Source organism: Microbacterium sp. CBA3102 (assembly GCF_007954505.1).
GTDB lineage: Bacteria > Actinomycetota > Actinomycetes > Actinomycetales > Microbacteriaceae > Microbacterium > Microbacterium aurugineum.
This window is the reverse complement of sequence record NZ_CP042412.1, coordinates 225164-243478: the sequence shown is the minus strand read 5'-3', so window position 1 is coordinate 243478 and position 18315 is coordinate 225164. Positions and strand designations below refer to the sequence as shown.

The window sequence follows — 18315 nt, the reverse complement described above, 5'->3', positions numbered from 1 at the left end:
CATGCGGATGATTGGATGGGCGACATGTCCTCTTCGGCGCACGCTCCCGTGCGATCAGCGTCCATCGCTGCGCCGCGCCCGCCGCTGACCCGTGATCGCGACTGCCTGGTGGCCGGGGTGAGTGCGGGCCTCGCGCGACACCTGGGCGTGCGGGTGGGGCTGGTGCGAGCACTGTTCCTCGCGCTGACCCTGTGCGGCGGCGCCGGCATCCTCCTCTACGCCTGGTGCTGGGCCTTCACACCGTGGAGCGAGGGGGAGGAGGCCCCGACCAGACGCGTACCGGTCGCCTGGCTGCTGCTCGCTCCCGCCGGTGTCGGGATCCTCATCGTGCTGGCCTGGCGCGGCGGCAGCGACTGGCTGAGCGGATCGATCCCGCCCGATCTCGCCGCGGTCGTCGTCGGCGGCACCGTGGGCTTCGCGACGGGCGCCGGGCTCTGGGCGACCCTGATCGATCGCACCGACACCGCGCGCGGACCGCGACACACGATGACCGTCCGGATCCTGGCTCTCGTGCTGCTCGCCCTGCTGTTCACCGTGCTGCTCTCCTGGCCCGTCGCGCGCTCGGGGGTGGCGCTCGTGCTCCTCCCTCTCGCCGGGCTCGCTGCGGTGATCTCCTCGGCCCTCATCCCGCGATGGCGCGAACTGTCCGGCGAACGGGTGCGCCGCATCCGCGAGGAGCAGCGCAGCCAGATGGCCGCGCACCTGCACGATTCCGTGCTGCAGACGCTGGCGCTGATCCAGAACAGGGCAGGAGCCTCCAGCGAGGCGGCCCGCCTCGCCCGGGCACAGGAGCGCGAACTGCGCGCATGGTTGTACGACGGCGACGCACCGGCCGACAGCGACCTCCCGACGGATCTGCGTGACTACGCAGGGGCCCTCGAGCTCGACTATCCGGTGCGCATCGACGTCGTGTCGGCGGGCCTCTCCACCGAGCGCGCCAGCGGGGAACTCGCGGCGGCGGCCCGAGAGGCGATCCTGAACGCCGCGCGGCATGCCGGCGGGGACATCTCGGTGTACATCGAGGGGAGCGCCGCGGGCGTCGACGTCTTCATCCGGGACCGCGGCGAGGGCTTCGACCTCGACGATGTGCCGAGCGATCGCCTCGGGGTACGGGAGTCGATCATCGGCCGGATGCGTCGTGCCGGTGGTACCGGAGCGGTCCGCAGCGACGCGAACGGGACCGAAGTGCATCTGAGCATTCTGGCGGCCCCGCCGTACGACCGGGCGGCGGGGCGACCGATCCCCACCCGGGAGGACGACCATGCCTGAGAGCATCCGCGTCGTGATCGTCGACGACCATTCGATCTTCCGCTCCGGCCTGCGTGCCGACCTCGATGCGAGTGTCGACGTGGTCGGCGAGGCGGCGGACGTGCCGTCCGCGATCGCCGTGATCGCGGAGACACAGCCGGACGTCGTCCTGCTCGACGTGCACCTGCCGGGTGGGAGTGGCGACGATGCCGCGGGCGGAGAAGCGGTGATCCGCGGGTCGGCCACGGCAGCGCGGTTCCTCGCGCTCAGCGTCTCGGATGCTGCCGCCGACGTCGTGTGCGTGATCCGGGCGGGCGCCCGCGGCTACATCACCAAAGGGTCATCGGGCATCGAGGTCAGCAGTGCCGTGCACGCCGTGGCGGACGGGGATGCGGTCTTCTCACCACGGCTCGCCGGGTTCGTGCTCGACGCCTTCGGAGCGGTCGCCGGTGAGACCGCGACGGCGACCGACGAACTGGATCGCCTCTCCGCGCGTGAGCAGGAGGTCATGCGGCTAATCGCCCGCGGCTACGCCTACAAGGAGGTCGCTTCGGAGCTCTTCATCTCGATCAAGACGGTCGAGACGCACGTCTCATCCGTGCTGCGCAAGCTGCAGCTCTCCTCCCGCCACGAACTCACCGCGTGGGCGTCGGAGCGCCGCCTGCTGTAGTCGTGACGCAGGATCGGCTTGTGCGTCGGTTCGATTCGCGAGACTCTGGCCTGGAAACGAACCGGGAGCCGAGCCATCGGCAGCACAGCAGAACGGAGCGATCATGCGCGTACGCAGGGCCTTCGGAGCGATCAGTGCGGTCTCGGTGCTGGCCTTCGCTTTCGCGTTCGCCTCGCCGCCACGGCAGGCTTCGGCCGTCGAGATCGGAGACGTGTTCACGTCGATCACGATCTCGCCGGTGCTGGGAACGCCGTGGCAGCAGACAAGCGATCCCACAGCGGTCCCCGATGGATCGCTCGTCGATGTGTCGTTCGCCTTCGCCCTCCCCGACGAGGCCACAGCCGGCGATACCGCCAGCATGACGTTCCAGAGCACCGGGGGCGTCACGACATCGGTCGCCGACCTGGCACCCTTCCCCATCCTGTCCGAAGACGGGGAGACGATCGCCACCGTCACCGGGGCAGGGGACACCGTGACGGTGACCTTCGCTCCGTATGTGGACACGCATACCGCCGTCAGCGGATCCGGGACCTTTCAAGCCAGAGTGAGCGCCGCGGCTGCCACGCCGACGCCGTCAGCGTTCGGCATCCCCATCGCGGTGTCCAGCGGGCAGTTTCCTGCGACCGTGAGGATCTACCGCGTCACCGAGCTCACCACCGAGGTCACGGGCGTGCGTGGAGCGGTGCTCGACGACACCTCCCTCGAGTGGAGGTACTTCAGCGCCGTCCCGCTGTTCAACCTCGATCTCGCCCTGATGGATGGTGCGACCGCCGTCGATTGCGCGGCGCTACAGCTCGAATACCGTGATGCCGCGTGGACGACCGGCGATCCGTATCCGAGCGACGCGCAGTTCGGCGCACCGGTCGACGTGGCCACCGCGAGTTGCACGCCCGTATCCTCGGGACTCGACGCGGCTTCGCAGGTCGTCAGCGTCGTTCCGGAAGCGCAGGTCCCCGCCGGGACGCTCCGCGAGTTCCGGCTCATCGCCGGCATCACCTCGGACGAGCAGCCCGAGTTCCAAGCCGTGCTCGCGACAAGCGATGCGGGGTCCACGCAGACCCTCGCGTTCGTCGGGTTCGCGGAACGACAGACCGCACGTGGCGTCGGGCAAGGAACGCTCATCCCGCTCCCGCCCGAGCCGGACCCGGACACGTCGGGCGGCGGCACGACGCCACCCGACACTCTGGCAGACAGCGGAGTGAACCCGAGCGGGCTACCGGGACTCGGCCTGGCCCTGGTCGCGCTCGGTCTCCTGGTCGTCGCCGGTGCGCGCCGGGTCAGGCACACAGCGATCCAGGAGTGACGACCCGGCTGTCACCCCGTCAGGCCGCGAGCCACAGCCCCTTCTGATCCGTCGCGATGGTGAGCCCGGCCGCGACGGTCTCGTCGTCGCCGATCCTGGCGCCGCGGATGATGCGCGCTCCGGCGCCGACATCGGTGCGGACACCCACGTAGGCGTGGTCGCCGATCGCGGCACCCTGGCCGATGTGCGCGTGCGCGTCGACGAACGCGCCCTCCCCGACCACGGCGTCTTCGTCGATCCAGGCGCCGCGGGCGATGGTCGCCCCGGCGCCGACGCGCGCGCCCGGTTCGATGTAGGCACCCGCCTCGATATGCGCCTTCGGATGCACCTTCGCGCCATGCGCGACGAGACCCCGACCGTTCGCGTGCTTGCGGTACCGCAGCGTCGCTCCCTGGTCGTTCTCGATGTCGACGTAGTTCTTACCCACGATTCCTCCCGTGCTCCGGAGTCTCTTCCGGATATATCAACAACCACGGCAGGGGTGGATTCATTCCCTCGGATGGATGTCCTCGGTGTCCGCGGTGCTCAGCTCACGCGCGAGGCCGCGTCGCGGATCGCCATTGCGAGATCCGCGGGACGGCTCCACAGGGGCCAGTGGCCGGTGGGCAGGTCCACGAGCTCCAGATTCTCGAGTGCGTCGACCTCGGCGAACATGGGGTGTCCGGCGCGGGCGAGTTCCTGCAGCTGCTCGCTCGGGATCGAGCAGCAGACGATGGTGGTGGGGATCCGGCGGCGCGCATCGTCGGAGAGGGGCACAGGGTCCCGGAGCACGGGTCCCGGCTCGGGGACCGCGCGTTCGCGGAAGCGGTCGAGCATCGCGGTGCTCAGGCCCTCGAGGCTGGCCTGCTGTCCGAGAACGTCGAACGGTGGCAGGGGCAGCGCCTCCACCGTCTCCGGGAGGTCCGGTGCGAAGACGCTTCCCGGCGCGACCGGGCCGGAATCGACCCACACCACACGGCGGACGAGCGCGGGGTGCCGATCGAGGACGATGCTGACCGGGGCATTGGCTCCGCTGTGCCCGACGAGCGCGACCGGCTGCTCCGCCGTGGCTCCGGAGCGCAGGACGGCCGCTTCGATCGCCGCCGCCTGCTCGTCGAGGGTCCGCGAGGAACGGTCGGGGTCATCCGGATCCAGGCCGGGGAGCGTGAGCGCGATGGCGTCCGATCCGTCCGCCGCCAGGTGTGCGCGCACCTCGTCCCAGGCCCATGCGCCGAGCCAGTGGCCCGCGATCAGGAGGATGGTCGGAGTACTCGATGCTGTCGTCATGACCCGATGCTCGCACGGCGTGCGGACAGCTGTATGGCACTATTTCTGTCATGAATTCATCGGAGTGTGCAGAGTGAGGCGGACCGAACGACTTCATGCGCTGTCCGAGATGCTGCGTCGCGGCGGAACCAGGGGTTACCCGGCCGAGCGGCTGGCGGCGGAGTTCGAGGTGTCCGTCAGAACCGTCAAGCGAGACCTCGCCGCCTTGGCGAGCAGTGGCGCGCCCGTCTGGTCGAGACCCGGACCCGGAGGAGGCTACGGACTGGCTCCGAGCGCGAATCTGCCGCCGATCACCCTCTCGCCGGCCCAGGCGGTGGCGCTCCTGGCGGCTGTCTCCGCGGCGTCCGACGCCCCGTACGCCGATCTGGCTTCGGCCGGGGTCCGGAAGATCCTGGACGTCCTCGATCCCGCCACGCGCGGCCGCGCGGCCGACCTCGCACGTCGGATCTGGGTGGCGGGGGCGCCCTCGTCCTCACGCACCGTCCGGTCGGTCCTGGAGGAGGCGATGTCCGCGCAGCGTACGGTCCGCATCCGCTATACGTCGCGCGTCGGGGCCACGACCACGAGGGAAGTGGAGCCCGTGATGTTCGCCTCCACGAACGGGCAATGGTACCTCGTCGGGTGGTGCCTGCTGCGCGACGCGATGCGCTGGTTCGTCGTGTCGAACATCGAGAAGGCGACCCTGACGAGCGCGGCCTGCAGCGGCCATACCGTTGCGGAGGTCGGAACCCCTCCGCCGAACGCCAGGCCCGTGCTCGTCAGCGACGGCGAGTGACTAACGCTGACACGACGGGCACCAGAAGGTCACGCGTTCGCGTGTCGGATCCGCGCCCTGTTCGCCGCGTCGGATGAGGGTGCCGCAGCGTCGGCAGGGGCGTCCGGCGCGGCCGTAGACCCAGGTGCCCTGACCCGGTCGATCGATGCCCGTGAAGGTCCTGCTGCGGCGGTCGCGGTTGGCGCGGATGGTGCGCACACCGAGGTCGAGAAGAGCGGAGACATCGACCTCCGGCGTCGGCGTCGTCGGCAGGATCCCCCGGAGGAACAGGAGCTCTGCAGCGTACTCGTTGCCGAAGCCCGCGACGTTGCGCTGGTCGAGGAGGGCGACGTGGATACTGCGGGCGTCGGCACCGAGCCGCCGGTTCGCCTCGTCTGCATCCCAGTCGTCGGCGAGCGGGTCAGGGCCGAGATAGCCCACCAGCTGTTCCTCGTCGCGGGTCGGGACGACCTCGATCTCGGCGAGATCGACACCGACGGCCTCACGGTCGGCCGTGCCGATGATCGCGCGGACCTTGAAGGCCGGATGCCGCCACTTCTCGCCGTGGCGGTAGACGAACCACGCCCCGTCCATGCGCAGATGGGAATGCAGGGTGCTGTCGCCGATGCGCGCGAGCAGGTGCTTGCCCCGGGGCACCACCGCGTGCACCCGCTGACCGGTCAGATCCAGGGTGGCGAAGCGGGGGACACGAAGGTCGAACCGGGTCACCTCGGACCCGGCCAGAGCCTCGTCGAGGCGTCGCGCCGTGCGGAAGACCGTGTCGCCCTCGGGCATCAGGGAGCCTCGGACGGCGCGGGTGGAGGCGGGAGCAGCGGGGGGTGAGGGGAGGCCGTGACGGCGGCACGAGCGAGCATGTCGCGCGCCAGCACGGTGCTGCCGGCGACCGCAGCCGGCATCACCGCGACGGCACCACCGGGAATCAGGAAACAGAGCTGGGTGGCGACGCCGAAACCGAGCACCCGCGCCCGGCTGCCCGAGAACAGGGCGGCACGGTCGGCCGGACTGAGGTCACGAGCGTCGAAGGCACGCCCGGTGAGTTCGCGCGCCAACAGTCGGCCGGTCAGCACCACACCCGCGATCGCGCCGAGGAATCCCCCCACGGCAGGGAGGAAGCCGATCAGGAGGACCAGGATCGCGATCAGGATGCCGAGCACCACGAGACGCAGCCCCTCGCCGATCGTGGTCCAGAAGCTGCCGCCGTCGGCGGGAGGAGCATCACCGAGATCGACCTCGACGGCGTGCCAGATGCGCTGGTAGAACGGGTCGCCGATGGTCAGCGTCAGTGCGCTGAAGACCACGCTGGCGAGGGCGAGGGCGGCTGCGACGACCACGAAGCCCACGGCCGCGCGCAACAGGCCCTTCCACGGCTCGATCCATCCCTCCGCGAACGGCGTGAGCCACGCGGAGACCGAAGGCATGCCGATCACGAGCGGGATCAGCGCTGCGGCGAGGATCAGGACCGCGATGATCGCAGGGATCAGACCGAGCATCATGAGCCCGGGACGCGTGCGCCACAATCCGAACCCGTGCAACAGCGTGCGGACGCCGGTGGCGAACTCTCGGATCATGGCTTCCAGCGTAGGTGCATCGTTCAGGTGGCCTTGCGGAGGGTGTAGCCGCGGGGCGTCGCCACGAAGCCCGCCTCCTGCAGGGCGAGGGCGAGCTCGGTGCCGTAGACGCCCTCGCCGTTGATCTTCTCGACCGTGAGGGTGTCGAGCCGGCGTGCGCGTGCGGTCGCCGCGAGATCGGTGGCCGCGGCCCGCAGCACGTCGCCGTCTTCGCTGAAGGCCAGCACCGTGCGTCCGCCGCGCTCGAGGGAGAGGACGAGTGTTCCGTCGACGAGGACCACGAGCCCGCCGGCCTTGCGCCCCGGGCGGTGCGAGACCCCGTCGAGCTTGGGCCAGCCGAGAGCGGCACCGTAGGGGTTGGCGGGGTCGGTGGCGGCGAGGGTCACGGCATCGCGTGGGGGCGGATCGGCGAGTCCCGCATAGGTGCGCAGACGATCGACCGTTCCGGACGCGGCGAACTGGGCGGCCCCGAGCTTCTCGATCACGTAGCCACGACGACAGTGCCCGGCCTCTTCGAAGCCCGCCAGCACGCGGTACGCCTGGGCGAAGCCGCCGGGGAGGCCCTCCGCCTGGACCGCACCGCGGGTGACGACACCGTAGCGATCGAGGAGGAGGCCCGCGGTCACAGTGGCCCTGCGGGAAGCGTCCTTCTCGACGGGAGGCAGCAAAGACCATCGGCCTCCGATCGACGGCGGCCTCGGCGCGGCGGAACCGGTGAAGGACACACCGCGGTAAGTGCGGGCGCGGGGGGCGCGGCGTTTCACCTTGTGCGCCTGCGAGCCGCCGGCGAGCAGGGAGCGGATCGGCGCGAAGGTGTCGTTGGTCACGTAGCCCGACCAGGTCAGCGACCACAGCGCTTCGAGGACGGACTGCTCGTTCTCGGCGGCTGCCATGTCTTTCAGCTGCCCTGCGAAGTACGCGCCGCCGACGTCGAGGGCGATGAGGATCCGCGACTCCAAGGAATCGGAGGCAATCTCGGCATCGGGCTCCGGCAGCGTGAACGGCGCGAGATCGGCGGGGTGCATCGACACCCAGCCGTCGCGTCCCGGGAGCGTGCCGTGGCCGGACCAGATCACCTCGCCGGCTGCCGTGAGCTCGTCCAGAAGGGCGGGCGTGTAGTCGCGCACGCGAGAGGGCAGCACCAACGATTCCCACGCGCTCGCAGGGATCGGCACGCCCGCGAACTGCTCGATCACGGCGAGCACGCCGTCGACGCCTTCGAGAGGGCGACCGATGTGCTGCCAGTCGGGGAGGAAACGGGCGTAGGCCTCGGGGGAGACCGGTTCGACGGATCCGCGGATCGCGGCGAGCGAGCGCATGCGGAGCCGGCGGAGCACCTCGGCGTCGCACCACTCGATCGCGTCGCCGCTCCCGGCGGCCTCGGGGAGGAAGTACCCGCTGGTGAGGCGCCCCGCGGTCTCCAGGCGCTGAAGCGTATGACGGGCGACCGCGGCGCCGAGTCCGAACCGGGTGGCGACGGCGTCCGTCGTGAACGGGCCGTGCGTGCGGGCATACCGGGCGACGAGATCGCCCAGCGGATCGGCGACGGGTTCGAGGAACGCGACCGGGATCCCCGTCGGGAGTGCGGAGCCCAGCGCATCGCGCAGTCGTCCGGCGTCCTCGATGGCGGCGACACGGCTCATCCCGCCGACCGTCACGGGGATCGCGCGCCGGGCCGCGACCAGGTCGCCCAGCAGTGCGGCGGCGGCATCCGCCCCGACGGTGTCTCCCGCTGCGCCGGGCACGCTCTCCGGGTCGAGGCGCAGGGCCACTTCCTCCGCATCGAGCGGCCCGAGCATGCGCAGCAGATCGGCCACGCCCTCGATGCCACGCGCGCGACGGTCGGGGTCGAGCCGCTGGGCCTCGCGCTCGAACTGGGCGAGCACCTCGGGGTCGAGGAGTTCACGCAGTTCCACCGTGCCCAGCAGCTCTCCGAGGAGCGCAGGGTCGACCGACAGCGCGGCTGCCCGGCGTTCAGCGAGGGGCGAGTCGCCCTCGTACATGAACGCGCCCACATAGCCGAACAGCAGATCGCGGGCATAGGGCGACGGCTGGCCGGGCTCGGTCTCCACCAGGCGGATCCGGCGGTCGGCGATCGACGTCGCGAGGGCGCGCAGGGAGGGGAGGTCGTAGACGTCTTGGAGCACCTCGCGCAGCGTCTCGAGGATCACGGGGAAAGTGGGGTGGCGCCTGGCCACTTCGAGCAGCTGCGCCGACCGCTGCCGCTGCTGCCACAGCGGGGTGCGCTTGTTCGGGTTCATGCGGGGCATGAGCAGCGCGCGTGCCGCGCACTCGCGGAAGCGGGAGGCGAACAGGGCCGAGCCGCCCACCTCCTCCGTCACGATGTGCTCCAGCTCTTCGGGCTCGAACACGAACAGTTCGGCGCCCGGCGGCTCCGCCTCCGCGTCGGGGATCCGCACGATGATGCCGTCGTCACTCGCGACCGCCGACCCCTCGACGCCCAGGCGTTCGCGCACGCGGGCGTTGATCGCCAGAGCCCAGGGCGCGTGCACCTTCATGCCGTACGGGGAATGCAGGATGACCCGCCAGTCGCCGACCTCGTCGCGACCCCGCTCCACCGTGAGCGTGCGGTCGGTGGGGAGCGTGCCCGTCGCCTCGCGCTGCTCCGTGAGGTGCGCCAGGAGGTTCGCTCGAGCCTGCTCGTCGAGGCCCGCATCGATCAGTCGCTGTGCCGCCTTCTCGGGGGGTGCCGTCGACACCTCGCGCGCGAAGGCGCCGAGCGCCTCGCCGAGCTCGAACGGCCGGCCGATGCCGTCGCCGTGCCAGAACGGCACCTTGCCGGGCTGTCCGTAGGCGGGGATCACGTTGACACGGTCGTGGGTGATCTCGGCGATCCGCCAACTGGTCGTGCCGAGCGTGAACACGTCGCCCACCCGCGATTCGTAGACCATCTCCTCATCGAGCTCGCCCACGCGGGCACCGGTGGTCTCGCCGGCCACGAAGACCCCGAACAGTCCGCGGTCGGGGATCGTCCCGCCGCTGGTCACCGCGATGCGCTGCGCGCCGGGCCTCCCGGTCAGCGTCCCCGCGTCGCGGTCCCAGACGAGTCGCGGACGCAGCTCGGCGAACTCATCGGACGGGAAGCGTCCGGCGAGCAGATCGAGCGTGGCCTCGTACGCAGAACGCGGGAGGGACTGGAACGGTGCCGAACGACGGACGGTCTCGAACCACTCCTCCACACTGATCGCCCCGAGGGCGCTCGCCGCGACGGTCTGCTGGGCGAGGATGTCGAGCGGATTGCGCGGCACCTGGATCGCCTCGATCTTCCCCGCCAGCATCCGCTCGGTGACGATCGCGGTGTGCAGCACATCGCCGCGGTGCTTGGGGAAGAGAGCGGCACGGCTGATCTCGCCCACCTGGTGTCCTGCGCGTCCGACGCGTTGCAGGCCGGAAGCCGCCGACGGCGGGGCCTCGACCTGGATCACGAGGTCGACCGCACCCATGTCGATGCCGAGTTCGAGGCTGCTCGTCGCGACGACGCAGCGCAGGACGCCCGACTTGAGCTCTTCCTCGACCTGGGCGCGCTGCTCCTTCGACACCGATCCGTGATGTGCCTTGGCGAGCACGGGATCGGCGCCGGCCGTGGCTCCGGCCTGCGCCATCATGGCTGCAGGGACGGTCGCTGCGGGCAGCTCGACGCCGATCCGCTCGGAGTGGATCTCGTTGAGACGACCTGTGAGCCGCTCGGCCAGGCGCCGCGAGTTGGCGAACACGATCGTCGAGTTGTTCTGCAGGATGCGGTCGACGATCGCCTCCTCCACATGCGGCCAGACCGAGCCGGTGACTTCGGTGTACTCCGCATCCCCGGTCTCGCCCGCGACACCGGGCGGGGGCGGCGGATTGGTCATGTCGTCCATCGGTACGACGACCCCGAGTTCGAAGGTCTTGGACGCCGGCGGTGCCACGATCTCGACCGGAGCCGACCCGCCGAGGAACCGCGCGACCTCGTCGATCGGACGCACGGTGGCCGAGAGGCCGATCCGTTGTGCCGGTGTCTCGATGCCGTTCGTGCGGCGCAGCGCGTCGAGGCGTTCGAGACTCACGGCCAGGTGCGCGCCGCGCTTGGTGGCGGCGACGGCGTGCACTTCGTCGATGATCACGGTGTGCACGCCCCGCAGCGTCTCGCCCGCGCGGCTTGTGAGCATGAGGTACAGCGACTCGGGGGTGGTGATCAGGATGTCGGGCGGATCAGACACCAGCTTGCGGCGGTCGCTCGACGTGGTGTCGCCCGAACGCACTCCCACCGTGACCGCGGGCGCGGGCACACCGAGGCGGCGCGCGGACTGGCCGATGCCGATCAGCGGGGAGCGCAGATTGCGTTCGACGTCGACGCCCAGTGCCTTCAAGGGGGAGATGTAGAGGATGCGGGTTCGAGGCTCGCCCTTCGCCGGGAGCGCGGCCTCTGACGTGCGTTCTCGGAAGACGCTGTCGATCGACCACAGGAACGCCGACAGCGTCTTTCCGGAGCCCGTGGGCGCCACGACCAGAGCGTGCTTCCCGGCGGAGATCGCCTCCCACGCACCCGCCTGGGCCGGGGTGGGCGCGGGGAACGCACCCCGGAACCAGTCCTGTGTGGCCGGGGTGAAGCGGTCGAGCACGTCGCTCATCCCTCCATCTTCGTCGAGGCCGGGGACATCCGGGCCGTCCTCCCGCGCGTCAGGGCTCCAGCGAGACCTCCCGCAGCGCGCCGTCCTCGTCGATCTCGAGGGTGAGGTCGAGGTCGAGCCGACGCAGGAACGCGTCGTCATGACTCACCACGAGCACCGCACCGCGGTAGGCGCGGAGGGCTTCGACCAGCTGGTCGACCGTGTCGAGGTCGAGGTTGTTCGTCGGCTCGTCCAGCACCACGAGGTGCGGGGCGGGGTCGGCGAGCAGCAGCGTCGCCAGCGCGACGCGGAAGCGCTCGCCGCCGGACAGCGCCGACACCGGGCGGTCCGCGGTGGCCCCTCGGATGAGGAACCGGGCGAGGCGGTTGCGCAGTTCCTTCTCCGGTACGTGCGGCGCCGCGGCGGCGATGTTCTCGAACACCGAGCGCTCCTCGTCGAGACCGTCGACCCGCTGCGGCAGGTAGCCGATCAGGTCGGTGTGGGCCTCGGCATGCAGGCTCGGGCGTTCAGAACTCAGGACTTCCGTCTCGGATCCGCCTTCTTCCGCCCTCGGCGCCTCGAGGGGAGCCGTTTCTCCTGAGTTGTGAACCCCGCCGGCCACCAACCGCTCCAGGAGGGTCGTCTTCCCGGCACCGTTGCGCCCGATCAACGCCACCCGCTCGGGGCCCTGGATCACCCAGGCCCGCTCGTGATCGCCGATCGTCGCGATCCGGCGGCTGCGCGACATCCCGGGGTCGGGCAACTCGATCTTCATCGACGCCTCGGAGCGCACGCGTCTCCCGGCGTCGTCGAGCACCGACCGTGCGGCATCCTCTTTCGCCCCGACCTCGGTGCGGAGCCTGCCGGCCGACACCTCGGCCGCCATCTTGCGGCCGTGGGCGATGATCTTCGGGACCCGCTTCTCGATCTCGGCCTTCTTCGCCGTGCGTGCGCGGTGGGCGAGCTTCACCTCGGCCTCGATCCGCTGGCGCTTCTCCTTGCGGAACGCCTGGGCGGCGGTGACCTCGGCCTGTTTCGCCGCATCCTGCTCGGCATCCAGCCAGGCGCGCCACTGCGAGTACGGTCCGCCGAACACACTGAGCGTCTGGGCGTACAGCTCCGCGGTGTCGTCCATCAACTCGAGCAGGGACAGGTCGTGGCTGACGACGATGAGCGTGCCCTTCCAGGCGCGCACCATCGTGCCGAGCTTCGCCCTGGCGTCACGGTCGAGGTTGTTGGTCGGCTCGTCGAGCAGCGTGATCGGCGCGCGGCGCAGGCGGATGCCGGCGATCGCGACCAGGACCGCTTCGCCGCCGGACAGCTCGCCGACCCTGCGATCGAGGAACTCCGGCGCGAGGCCGGCTTCCGCCAACGAGGCCTCGGCGCGCGCCTCGATGTCCCAGTCGTCGCCGACGGCGTCGAAGTGCGCGGGATCGATGTCGCCCGCGCCGATCGCCCGGACGGCGTCGAGCGCCGCGGAGACGCCGAGAAGCTCCGCGACCCGACGGTCGACATCGAGCGTCAGCTGTTGCGGGAGATACGCGACATCGCCGGACGCCGTGACGATGCCCGAGGTGGGGTCGAGCTCGCCGGCGATCAGCCGCAGCAGTGTGGACTTGCCGGCACCGTTGCGACCGACCAGGCCCGTGCGACCGGAACCGAAGCTGCCGGAGACGCCGTCGAGCGCGATCGTGCCGTCCGGCCAGGCGAAGGCGAGCCGGTCGAGGGTGACCGATGCGTGAAGGGAAGTGGGTGTTGACATGGGTGTCTCCTGTCGAGTGCGAGGGTGCACTGACACCGAGCACCGGCCGGACGTGTGGAGTCACAGGTCGCGGAGGAGCGGGTCTGCCGTGGAGTCGGCGATCGTCGGGTCAGCGCGCGGGAAGAGAGGCGCGGAGGCGACGGATCAGATCAAAGGACTTCCAGACACGGCGGACAGGACTCCCCGACGATACCCGGGCGTGTCGGTGCCGCGCAACCCGGGCGTGTCGCGCATCCGTCGCGCGGGGGATGCCGCCGTGCGCAGGGATGCGTAGCGTGGAGGCATGGCAGATCGAGGTCCGAGTCCCCAGGAGTCCCGTTCGCGGATGGGGCTGGGCGTCGGTCTCGCGCTCGGAATGGCGATCGGCGTGTCCCTCGGCTCCGCGCTGCAGAACTGGGCGCTCGGCATCGGGATCGGGATGGCGATCGGCATCGCGCTCTCCGTCGCCATCACGTCCGGCGGCACGTCACGCCGCCCTGCCGAGGGTGAGGCCGAGGACGAGGAATCCGAGGACGGGGACTCTCTCCCGGGCGAGCCGGATGTCGACGGGGATCGGCCCCCGCGCTGATCAGGGCGACGGGATCCGCTCGAGCCACTTCGCCAGGAACCGATGCACGTCGACCAGCTCCTCTTCGGAGATGCTGTGGGTCAGACCCGTGTACACCCGTCCGGAAAGCTCGGAGTGCGCGGGGAGCCACTGTGCCGTGTGGTCGATCAGTGCGGTCGGGATGACGTCGTCGTTCGTGCCGCGGCCCCAGAACACGGAGGGGCGCAGTTCGGTCAGCGCCTCGTCGTTCGGCAGCTCGCCCGGTGCGGCGTATCCGCTCAGCGCCACCACGGCGTCGATGCGCTCGGGCGCGAGTCGCAGCGCTTGCAGTGCCACCGCGGCACCCTGCGAGAAGCCCAGCAGAGCGACCGACGGGGCATCTCCGACGGCCGTGGCGAGCCACTGCAGGAAGGCCTCCCCGGCAGCGGTCACGGCCTCGGGGGCGCGCCCTTCGAGCCCCTCGATCGGGTACCACGAGCGGCCCGGCATCGGCCACGGAGGCGTGAGGGGTGCAGCGACGGAAGCCACGGCGATGCCCTCCGGCAGATAAGGGGTGAGCCCGAAGAGGTCGTGCTCGTCGGCCCCGTAGCCGTGCAGAAGGACCAGCAGCGGCATCCGTCCGCGGTCGAGGGACGACCATCGGGTCGCGGTGTCGTCGATCGTCAGGTTCTCGCTCACACCGTCATCCTGCCAGCAGCCGCCGACGTGGGGCCGGTGTCGGTCCGAGGAGGCGGCTGGTAGAAAGGACACATGGCGGTCCGTACACCTGATCCCGACCCGGAGCCCGAAGACGAAGGTCTCGGCGCTTTCCGAGACGCGAACCCGCCGGCTCCGGATGCGAACCCCGGCTGGCTGAGCGAGTTCGAGCTGGAGGAGGCGCGGCGGCGACTGCCGATGCTCTACGTCGAGGCGATCCCCGTGCGCACCGACGGCTCCGGCCAGGTGACCGAGATCGGCATCCTGCTGCGGTCCACCCCGATGGGGGAGATGACGCGCACGATCGTTTCCGGACGTGTGCGCTTCGGGGAGACGATCCGCGAGGCGCTCTTCCGACACGTGGAGAACGACCTGGGCCCGATGGCCTTCCCGCTGCTCCCGCCGCAGCCGCTGCCGTTCACGGTGGCCGAGTACTTCCCGATCCCCGGTGTCAGCGCCTTCCATGACGATCGGCAGCACGCCGTGTCGCTGGCCTTCGTCGTGCCCGTCACCGGAACGTGCGAGCCGCGCCAGGACGCGCTCGAGGTCACCTGGTTCTCGCCGGAGGCCGCGGGATCCGACGCGGTCGCGGCCGAGATGGAGAACGGTCGAGGCACCCTGATCCGTCAGGCTCTCGCGAGCCTGGGTCTTCTGCGATAGCACCCGCGCCCGGCACCCTTCGCGCCCGCCAGCCCCCGCGCCCGGCACCCCCGCGCCCGGCACTCCCGCGCCCGGCACTCCCGCGCCGAGACCCCGCCTGCGCACCGAGACCCCGTCCTGTCCGCGTCACTAGCAGGGGGCTTCGGCGCGCAGGCGGGGTCTCGCGTGTGCCCGCTTCGATCTCTGCGCAAGTTGAAGACTTCTGTCATCCCATTTCCTATAGGATCGACGAAAAGATCTAGCCCGCATCTGTTCCGCAGAGGAGACCGCAATGACGCGTTTGTTCGATCAGCCCGACGATTTCGCCGCAGATTCCGCCGTCGGCTTCGTCGCCGCCTCGAGTCGCTGGGTGCGTCCTGTGAGCGGCGGTGTCGTCCGCTCGACCCGGGGTGCCGACCCGACCGTCGCGGTGGTGATCGGCGGCGGGAGCGGGCACTATCCCGCCTTCGCCGGTCTGGTCGGTCCCGGCCTCGCGCACGGGGCCGTCATGGGCAATCTGTTCGCCTCGCCGTCCGCGCACCAGGTGCACGCGGTCGCCACGGCTGCCCACGAGGGGCGCGGAGTCCTCCTCAGCTACGGCAACTACGCGGGCGACGTGCTCCACTTCTCGCGAGCGCAGGAGCGGCTCCGTGCAGCGGGGATCGACTGCCGGACGGTCACCGTCACCGACGACATCTCCAGTGCCCCGGCGTCGGAGCATCGGAATCGGCGGGGCATCGCCGGGGATCTGGTCGTCTTCAAGATCGCGGGCGGCGCGGCCGAGGAAGGGATGTCGCTCGATGATGTCGAGCGCGTGGCCGTCCTCGCCAACGAGCGCACCCGATCGCTGGGTGTCGCCTTCAGCGGCTGCACACTGCCGGGCGCCGAGGAACCGCTGTTCACGGTCCCCGAGGGGCGCATGGCGGTCGGTCTGGGCATCCATGGCGAGCCGGGCATCGACGAGGTGGACGTGCCGACGGCGACCGGCCTGGCCGAGCTGTTCGTGTCGTCGCTCCTCGCCGAGGTTCCGGACGGCGTCGACGTCGCCGGCGCCAGGGTCGTCCCGATCCTCAACGGTCTCGGAAGCGTGAAGTACGAGGAGCTCTACGTGGTCTACGCCGCTGTGGACCGGCTGCTCTCCGAGGCAGGACTCACCGTGGTCTCGCCGGAGGTGGGGGAGTTCTGCACCAGCTTCGACATGGCGGGAGTCTCGCTCACGCTCCTCTGGCTCGACGAGGAGCTCGAGCGCCTCTGGCACGTGCCCTGCGACACTCCCGCGTATCGCCGGGGCGCGGTCGGCGGTCGCATCGCTCGCGACTCGGTGCTCCTCGCCCCGGAAGACGAGGTCGTCATCGGCCCGGCCAGCGAGGCCTCCCGTCGCGCCGCCGCCACGATCGGACGAGCGCTCGATGACATCGCGCACATGTTGCACGCCCAGGCCGAAGAACTCGGTCGCCTGGACCGCATCGCCGGCGATGGCGACCACGGCATCGGGATGCAGCGGGGGAGTAGAGCAGCATCCGCCGCTGCGGCGACGGCCATCGCTGCCGGGGCGGGAGCGCGTACGGCGCTGCACCGTGCCGGCGACGCCTGGGCCGACCAGGGCGGCGGCACGTCGGGGGCCATCTGGGGCGAGATGCTCGGTGCCCTCGGCACGGCGCTCGGTGATGACGCGGTGGTCGACGCCGCGGCGGTCGGCGGCGGGATCGTGCGGATGAAGGAAGCCGTCATGTCCTACGGCAAGGCGACGGTGGGCGACAAGACGATGATCGATGCGATCGTCCCGTTCGCGGACCGGCTCCGCGCCCGCCTCTCCGCCGGCGACGATCTCACGGTGGCGTGGGCGGATGCCGCGGAGACCGCGAGCGTCGCCGCGCAGGCCACCGCGACGCTCACCGCCCGCCTCGGCCGTGCCCGCTCGCACGGGGACAGGAGCCTGGGCACCCCGGACCCCGGCGCGATCTCGTTCGCGCTCATCACGCACACCGTGCACCACATCCTGGAAGGGGATGACTGACATGACACTTCGTCTCGTCATCGGTTCGGACGACGCCGGACACGTCTACAAGGAGCGCATCAAAGCCGACCTGCTGGCCAATCCGCAGGTCACGGAGGTGGTGGATGTGGGGGTGGACGCCGACGGTCACACGCACTACCCGGCGATCGCCACGACCGCTGCGGAGAAGGTCGCTGCGGGAGAAGCGGATCGAGCGATCCTCATCTGCGGGACCGGTCTGGGCGTCGCGATCGCCGCCAACAAGGTGGCGGGCATCCGCGCGGTCACCGCACACGACTCGTTCAGCGTCGAGAGATCCGTCCTCTCCAACGATGCGCAGGTGCTGTGCATGGGACAGCGCGTGATCGGGGTGGAGCTCGCGCGTCGCCTGGCGGCGGAGTGGCTGACCTACACGTTCGATCCGGAGAGCGCCTCGGCGGCGAAGGTGCGCGAGATCCGCGCGTACGAAGGATGCTGAACGCGGGCCCCGCATGCTGATCGGGGCGAGCCTGAAGATGTACTTCTCCCATGCGCGGACGCGGGAGTGGGTGTCCGCGGTGGAGGAGCTGCTCGACGCCCATCCGGCGCGGGACGCCGTCACGGCCTTCGTGCTCCCGCAGTATCCCTCGATCCCGGCCAGCATCGCGCACGGCGGGCGGCTCCTGGTCGGTGCGCAGGATGTGGCCGCCGAGGACCGCGGCCCTTTCACGGGGGAGGTGTCGGCGGAGGTCCTCGCGGAGCTGGGCTGCCGGTTCGTCGAGGTGGGGCATGCCGAGAGGCGCCGTCTCTTCGGTGACACGGAAGAGGTGATCGCCGCTAAGGTCCGGGCGGCTCTGCGCCACGTGCTCATCCCGATCATCTGCGTCGGTGAGGCGGAGCGCGTGGATGCCGACGGTGCCGCGCAGGTGTGCATCCGCCAGGTTCGCTCGGCTCTCGAGGCGGCGGATGCTGCAGATGTGGGCGGCGAGATCGTCATCGCCTACGAGCCCGTGTGGGCGATCGGCGCCCCGGAACCCGCCGATCCTGCGCACATCCGCGGGGTGTGCGGGCGACTGCGCACGCAATTCGGGAGCGGTGCGCGCGGGGCGAAGGTGATCTACGGAGGAAGCGCGGGACCGGGGCTGCTGAGCGGCATCGCCGAGAGTGTCGATGGGCTCTTCCTCGGCCGATTCGCGCACGATCCGGCCGCAGTTCGTGACATCCTCGATGAAGTGGACGCGCTGACTCGGTGAGCTGCG

Annotated in this window: 16 protein-coding genes; 9 read left to right on the top strand and 7 right to left on the bottom strand. The window is 70.7% G+C overall.

Translation table 11 applies throughout. The annotated features are described in order from the left end of the window. The first annotated feature begins 15 nt into the window (after positions 1-15). From FGL91_RS01280 to FGL91_RS01270, 3 genes are all read left to right on the top strand, one after another. Positions 16-1269 (top strand): ATP-binding protein, encoded by a 1254-nt coding sequence (locus FGL91_RS01280; RefSeq protein WP_227991791.1) that lies wholly within the window; start codon positions 16-18, stop codon positions 1267-1269. Further along, positions 1262-1918 (top strand): LuxR C-terminal-related transcriptional regulator, encoded by a 657-nt coding sequence (locus tag FGL91_RS01275; protein WP_153242852.1) that lies wholly within the window; start codon positions 1262-1264, stop codon positions 1916-1918. The genes FGL91_RS01280 and FGL91_RS01275 overlap by 8 nt, the downstream gene beginning before the upstream one ends. 103 nt (positions 1919-2021) lie before the next feature. Next, complete coding sequence (locus tag FGL91_RS01270; RefSeq protein ID WP_153242851.1) at positions 2022-3221, top strand: Ig-like domain-containing protein; 1200 nt, start codon at positions 2022-2024, stop codon at positions 3219-3221. 19 nt (positions 3222-3240) lie between these two features. On the opposite strand, the gene FGL91_RS01265 is transcribed toward FGL91_RS01270, so the two are convergent. Next, positions 3241-3648: a DapH/DapD/GlmU-related protein gene (locus FGL91_RS01265; RefSeq protein ID WP_047524579.1), complete on the bottom strand. Its 408-nt coding sequence runs from the start codon at positions 3646-3648 to the stop codon at positions 3241-3243. Positions 3649-3746: 98 nt separating this feature from the next. Next, complete coding sequence (locus tag FGL91_RS01260; protein WP_153242850.1) at positions 3747-4487, bottom strand: alpha/beta fold hydrolase; 741 nt, start codon at positions 4485-4487, stop codon at positions 3747-3749. 73 nt (positions 4488-4560) lie between these two features. On the opposite strand from FGL91_RS01260, the gene FGL91_RS01255 reads away from it, so the two are divergent. Then, complete coding sequence (locus tag FGL91_RS01255; protein WP_153242849.1) at positions 4561-5262, top strand: helix-turn-helix transcriptional regulator; 702 nt, start codon at positions 4561-4563, stop codon at positions 5260-5262. On the opposite strand, the gene FGL91_RS01250 is transcribed toward FGL91_RS01255, so the two are convergent. From FGL91_RS01250 to FGL91_RS01235, 4 genes are read right to left on the bottom strand one after another with little or no spacing between them, the layout of a single operon-like run. After that, on the bottom strand, positions 5263-6036 hold the full coding sequence (locus FGL91_RS01250; RefSeq protein ID WP_131492427.1) for a DNA-formamidopyrimidine glycosylase family protein: 774 nt from the start codon (positions 6034-6036) through the stop codon (positions 5263-5265). It abuts the gene before it with no gap. Further along, entirely contained in the window at positions 6036-6830 is a 795-nt protein-coding gene (locus tag FGL91_RS01245; protein WP_131492426.1) for an EI24 domain-containing protein, read from the bottom strand. The genes FGL91_RS01250 and FGL91_RS01245 overlap by 1 nt, the downstream gene beginning before the upstream one ends. A 23-nt stretch (positions 6831-6853) precedes the next feature. Then, a complete protein-coding gene (locus FGL91_RS01240) occupies positions 6854-11458 on the bottom strand; it encodes an ATP-dependent helicase (RefSeq protein ID WP_153242848.1) in 4605 nt (1534 codons plus the stop codon). A 49-nt stretch (positions 11459-11507) separates the two neighbouring features. Continuing rightward, positions 11508-13199, bottom strand: a complete 1692-nt coding sequence (locus FGL91_RS01235; protein ID WP_153242847.1) for an ABC-F family ATP-binding cassette domain-containing protein — start codon at positions 13197-13199, stop codon at positions 11508-11510. Positions 13200-13482: 283 nt separating this feature from the next. Here FGL91_RS01235 and FGL91_RS18825 point away from each other — a divergent pair, with 283 nt between their 5' ends. Further along, on the top strand, positions 13483-13767 hold the full coding sequence (locus tag FGL91_RS18825; protein ID WP_194239383.1) for a hypothetical protein: 285 nt from the start codon (positions 13483-13485) through the stop codon (positions 13765-13767). On the opposite strand, the gene FGL91_RS01225 is transcribed toward FGL91_RS18825, so the two are convergent. Continuing rightward, on the bottom strand, positions 13768-14424 hold the full coding sequence (locus FGL91_RS01225) for an alpha/beta hydrolase (RefSeq protein ID WP_194239287.1): 657 nt from the start codon (positions 14422-14424) through the stop codon (positions 13768-13770). Positions 14425-14496: 72 nt separating this feature from the next. On the opposite strand from FGL91_RS01225, the gene FGL91_RS01220 reads away from it, so the two are divergent. The 4 genes from FGL91_RS01220 to FGL91_RS01205 all read left to right on the top strand — a co-directional run bounded on the left by FGL91_RS01220 (position 14497) and on the right by FGL91_RS01205 (position 18309). Next, entirely contained in the window at positions 14497-15102 is a 606-nt protein-coding gene (locus FGL91_RS01220) for an NUDIX hydrolase family protein (protein ID WP_047524563.1), read from the top strand. 271 nt (positions 15103-15373) lie between these two features. Beyond that, a complete protein-coding gene (locus FGL91_RS01215) occupies positions 15374-17098 on the top strand; it encodes a dihydroxyacetone kinase family protein (protein WP_153242846.1) in 1725 nt (574 codons plus the stop codon). Position 17099: 1 nt separating this feature from the next. Next, entirely contained in the window at positions 17100-17555 is a 456-nt protein-coding gene (locus FGL91_RS01210; protein WP_194239286.1) for a ribose-5-phosphate isomerase, read from the top strand. Positions 17556-17568: 13 nt separating this feature from the next. After that, a complete protein-coding gene (locus tag FGL91_RS01205) occupies positions 17569-18309 on the top strand; it encodes a triose-phosphate isomerase family protein (RefSeq protein WP_153242845.1) in 741 nt (246 codons plus the stop codon). Positions 18310-18315 lie beyond the last annotated feature (6 nt).

Excerpts from the sequence above, each read along its gene's own strand:
- FGL91_RS01280 (WP_227991791.1), top strand. The coding sequence starts at position 16 with ATGGGCGACATGTCCTCTTCGGCGCACGCTCCCGTGCGATCAGCGTCC.
- FGL91_RS01275 (WP_153242852.1), top strand. The coding sequence starts at position 1,262 with ATGCCTGAGAGCATCCGCGTCGTGATCGTCGACGACCATTCGATCTTC.
- FGL91_RS01270 (WP_153242851.1), top strand. The coding sequence starts at position 2,022 with ATGCGCGTACGCAGGGCCTTCGGAGCGATCAGTGCGGTCTCGGTGCTG.
- FGL91_RS01260 (WP_153242850.1), bottom strand. The coding sequence starts at position 4,487 with ATGACGACAGCATCGAGTACTCCGACCATCCTCCTGATCGCGGGCCAC.
- FGL91_RS01250 (WP_131492427.1), bottom strand. The coding sequence starts at position 6,036 with ATGCCCGAGGGCGACACGGTCTTCCGCACGGCGCGACGCCTCGACGAG.
- FGL91_RS01245 (WP_131492426.1), bottom strand. The coding sequence starts at position 6,830 with ATGATCCGAGAGTTCGCCACCGGCGTCCGCACGCTGTTGCACGGGTTC.
- FGL91_RS01240 (WP_153242848.1), bottom strand. The coding sequence starts at position 11,458 with ATGAGCGACGTGCTCGACCGCTTCACCCCGGCCACACAGGACTGGTTC.
- FGL91_RS01235 (WP_153242847.1), bottom strand. The coding sequence starts at position 13,199 with ATGTCAACACCCACTTCCCTTCACGCATCGGTCACCCTCGACCGGCTC.
- FGL91_RS18825 (WP_194239383.1), top strand. The coding sequence starts at position 13,483 with ATGGCAGATCGAGGTCCGAGTCCCCAGGAGTCCCGTTCGCGGATGGGG.
- FGL91_RS01220 (WP_047524563.1), top strand. The coding sequence starts at position 14,497 with ATGGCGGTCCGTACACCTGATCCCGACCCGGAGCCCGAAGACGAAGGT.
- FGL91_RS01215 (WP_153242846.1), top strand. The coding sequence starts at position 15,374 with ATGACGCGTTTGTTCGATCAGCCCGACGATTTCGCCGCAGATTCCGCC.
- FGL91_RS01210 (WP_194239286.1), top strand. The coding sequence starts at position 17,100 with ATGACACTTCGTCTCGTCATCGGTTCGGACGACGCCGGACACGTCTAC.
- FGL91_RS01205 (WP_153242845.1), top strand. The coding sequence starts at position 17,569 with ATGCTGATCGGGGCGAGCCTGAAGATGTACTTCTCCCATGCGCGGACG.